This window comes from Xanthomonas sp. SHU 308 (assembly GCF_000364645.1).
In the GTDB taxonomy this organism is placed as follows: domain Bacteria; phylum Pseudomonadota; class Gammaproteobacteria; order Xanthomonadales; family Xanthomonadaceae; genus Xanthomonas_A; species Xanthomonas_A sontii.
Map to the genome: position 1 here is coordinate 1 of NZ_AQOK01000110.1, position 3,230 is coordinate 3,230.

Annotated in this window: 4 protein-coding genes and 1 pseudogene; 2 read left to right on the forward strand and 3 right to left on the reverse strand. The window is 67.7% G+C overall.

Annotated features, from left to right (window positions below; genetic code table 11):
* Together D588_RS0105035 and D588_RS0105040 are read left to right on the forward strand one after the other, a co-directional pair.
* Positions 1-482, forward strand: a pseudogene (locus D588_RS0105035) (hypothetical protein); the annotation flags it as partial.
* Positions 479-835: a hypothetical protein gene (locus D588_RS0105040; protein WP_017911500.1), complete on the forward strand. Its 357-nt coding sequence runs from the start codon at positions 479-481 to the stop codon at positions 833-835. The pseudogene D588_RS0105035 and the gene D588_RS0105040, both read left to right, overlap by 4 nt.
* 246 nt (positions 836-1,081) lie before the next feature.
* On the opposite strand, the gene accC is transcribed toward D588_RS0105040, so the two are convergent.
* The 3 genes from accC to accB all read right to left on the reverse strand — a co-directional run.
* Complete coding sequence (gene accC / locus D588_RS0105045; protein WP_017911501.1) at positions 1,082-2,449, reverse strand: acetyl-CoA carboxylase biotin carboxylase subunit; 1,368 nt, start codon at positions 2,447-2,449, stop codon at positions 1,082-1,084.
* A 54-nt stretch (positions 2,450-2,503) separates the two neighbouring features.
* Positions 2,504-2,881: a four helix bundle protein gene (locus D588_RS0105050; protein WP_026143397.1), complete on the reverse strand. Its 378-nt coding sequence runs from the start codon at positions 2,879-2,881 to the stop codon at positions 2,504-2,506.
* A 17-nt stretch (positions 2,882-2,898) separates the two neighbouring features.
* The coding region (gene accB, locus D588_RS0105055; RefSeq protein WP_017915195.1) for an acetyl-CoA carboxylase biotin carboxyl carrier protein at positions 2,899-3,230 on the reverse strand (332 nt) is incomplete at its 5' end.

Below are 3,230 nucleotides of genomic sequence, written 5' to 3' on the forward strand. Positions count from 1 at the left end.
TCGCGCCTGGCGACGGCCTGACCCGCCAGGCCATCGTCGCCCAGCGCGTGCAGGCCGCGCGCGGCGGCAACCTGGCCGCCGAAGCGGCGCTGCTGGCGCTGGGCCAGCCGTTGCATGCCGGCGCCGAGTACAAGCGCGATCTGGTGGCGCGGGTGCGCGCCTCCGGCGATCCCGATGCCTACGTGGCGCTGTCGCCGGCGATGGGCCTGGCCGCCAGCGGCGACGACAGCCTGGACGGGCGCGTGGCCGGCACCCAGTTTTCCGAATTGGCCTGGCAGTTGGCCGCCTGCAGGCTGGGATTGGATTGCGGCCCGGACAGCGAGTTGATGACCCGCTATTGCGCCAACGGCGGGATCTGCTCGCGCGACCCCACCCAGGACTTCAGCAGTTTTGTTTACGACGCCGCGGTGCCGCGGCAAGGCACGGACACGATGAACGACATGGTCAATCGACTGGTGGACAGCAAGGGAGCAGGCTCATGAATTACCGGCGATGGCTGCACGGCGCCAAATTCTGGTTCTGGGTCCTGGCCTTCGTCGCCTATTCGGCGGCGGCGGCGGGCCTGTTGCTGATCGACACCGCCGAGCAGCGCTACCGCGGCCTGTCCAAGGTCGAACTGACCACCGCGCACGCCGCGCCGGACGTGCGCCGCGCCGGCGCCGCGCAGGTGGCGGCGATCTACCGCGCCAACAGCGGCATGCCGTTCTCCACCCTGGCCCCGGGCAGCACCTTCCAGATCGTCTGGCCGGACGGCTCCACCGAGACGGTGATGATCGTCAGCCCGACCTCGAGCCTGGGCGTGGAGCCGGTGGCGGGAACCCAGCAGGGGAAGTAGCCGGGAGTGGGGAACCGGGAATGGGGAATCGCAAGAGCGGGTTCCCGGCCCCCTCATTGCACTGCGCGGTGGTTGTCGCAACGATGTTGGCGACGGGCGCCGACGCGCTGCATCGAAGCCATTCGCTCCAGGGACCTATTCGTTCCGTCCCGATCCTGCGGCGAGGTCGCGGCCTTCACCGCCGAAACTCGGGAGCCGGCACTGCCGATTCCCGATTCCCGATTCCCGTTTCCCCATTCCCGGCTGTCAAACCAACGCAATCGACTTGTTCTTGCGCTCGGCCAGGCGCTTTTCCAGGTAGTGGATGTTCTGGCCGCCGGCCTGGAAGCCCTTGTCGCGCATGATCCGCTGCTGCAGCGGAATGTTGGTCTTGATGCCGTCCACCACCATCTCGCTCAGCGCCACGCGCATGCGCGCGATCGCGGTCTCGCGGTCGGGGCCGTGCACGATCAGCTTGCCGATCATCGAGTCGTAGTTCGGCGGCACCTTGTAGCCGCTGTAGATGTGCGTGTCCACGCGCACGCCGGGACCGCCGGGCGGGTGGAAGCCGGTGATCAGGCCCGGGTTGGGCATGAAGGTTTCCGGGTCCTCGGCGTTGATGCGGCACTCGATCGCATGGCCGCGCAGGACGATGTCCTTCTGCTTGATGCTGAGCTTGTGCCCGGCGGCGATGCGCAGCTGCTCGCAGACCAGGTCGATGCCGGTGATGCGCTCGGTGACCGGGTGCTCCACCTGGATGCGCGTGTTCATTTCGATGAAGTAGAAGCGCCCGTTCTCGAACAGGAACTCGAAGGTGCCGGCGCCGCGGTAGCCGATGCGGATGCAGGCGTCCACGCAGACCTTGCCGATCTCGTTGCGCAGTTCCTCGGTGATGCCCGGCGCCGGCGCTTCCTCCACCACCTTCTGGTGGCGGCGCTGCATCGAGCAGTCGCGCTCGCCCAGGTGGATGGCGCCGCCCTGGCCGTCGGCCAGCACCTGGATCTCCACGTGACGCGGATTCTCCAGGAACTTCTCCATGTACACCTGGTCGTTGCTGAAGGCGGCCTTGGCCTCGGACTTGGTGGTCTCGATGGCGGCCTTCAGCGCGGCCTCCGAATGCACCACGCGCATGCCGCGGCCGCCGCCGCCGCCTGCGGCCTTGATGATCACCGGGTAGCCGATCTCGCGGGCGATCTTGGTGTTGGCGACGATGTCCTCGCCCAGCGGGCCGCCCGAGCCGGGCACGCACGGCACGCCGGCGGCCTTCATCGCGCGGATCGCCTCGACCTTGTCGCCCATCAGGCGGATGGTGTCGGCCTTGGGCCCGATGAAGATGAAGCCGGACTGCTCCACGCGCTCGGCGAAGTCGGCGTTCTCCGACAGGAAGCCGTAGCCGGGGTGGATGGCCTGGGCGTCGGTGACCTCGGCCGCGGCGATCAGCGCCGGGATGTTGAGGTAGCTCTCCGACGAGGGCGCCGGGCCGATGCACACCGACTCGTCGGCCATGGCCACGTGCTTGAGGTTGCGGTCCACGGTGGAATGCACCGCGACCGTGCGGATGCCGAGCGTATGGCACGCGCGCAGGATGCGCAGCGCGATTTCGCCGCGATTGGCGATGACGACTTTATCGAGCATGGGAAGGCCGGGAATTGGGAATGGAGAATCGGGAATGGAGGACGGCGTGCATCGTCAATCTCCGCGCTTGCTCAGAACATTCATCAATGCGGTCAGTTTGGCGAAGATCGTATCGATCAATCCGTCGAGTGCCGCGATGTCGGAGGTGTAGTCGAGCCGGCGCGCGATCTGCAGGTGCGTGCTGGCCTCGGACAGCGAGCCACGTGCGATCGACAGAAAACGCAGGTATTCGGGAGTGGAGCGGCGTGCCGCGCCTTCGGCGATGTTGGCGGGGATGCTGACCGCTGCGCGGCGCAGCTGCGCCGTCAGCCCGAAACGTTCCGTCGCCGGAAACGTTTCGGAGAGGCGGTAGATCATTTCCACCAGATCCATGGAGTCGCGCCAGACGTCGAGCCGCTCGTGCGGCCGCTTTGACGATTCCCCATTCTCCACTCCCGATTCCCGGCGTCTCAGCCAATCACAAACAACGGCTGATCGAACTCCACCGGCTGGCCGCTTTCGCCCAGGATCGCGACGATGGTGCCGGAGACGTCGGCTTCGATCGGGTTGAACATCTTCATCGCCTCGATGATCGCCAGGGTCTCGCCGGCCTTGACCGCCTGGCCGACGCTGACGAAGGCCGGCTTGTCCGGGGCCGGCGATGTATAGAAGGTGCCGACCATCGGCGCGCGCAGCACGTGGCCCTCGGGCAGGGCGTTGCCGGGCTTGGCGCTGCCGCCGGTGGAGGCCTCGGTGGGCGAGCTCATCGGCATCGGCGCGGCGGCGGCCGGCGCGGCCGCCG

Bases quoted from the DNA above. Each gene is read 5' to 3' on its own strand.
- D588_RS0105040 (WP_017911500.1), top strand. From the start codon at position 479: ATGAATTACCGGCGATGGCTGCACGGCGCCAAATTCTGGTTCTGGGTC.
- accC (WP_017911501.1), bottom strand. From the start codon at position 2,449: ATGCTCGATAAAGTCGTCATCGCCAATCGCGGCGAAATCGCGCTGCGC.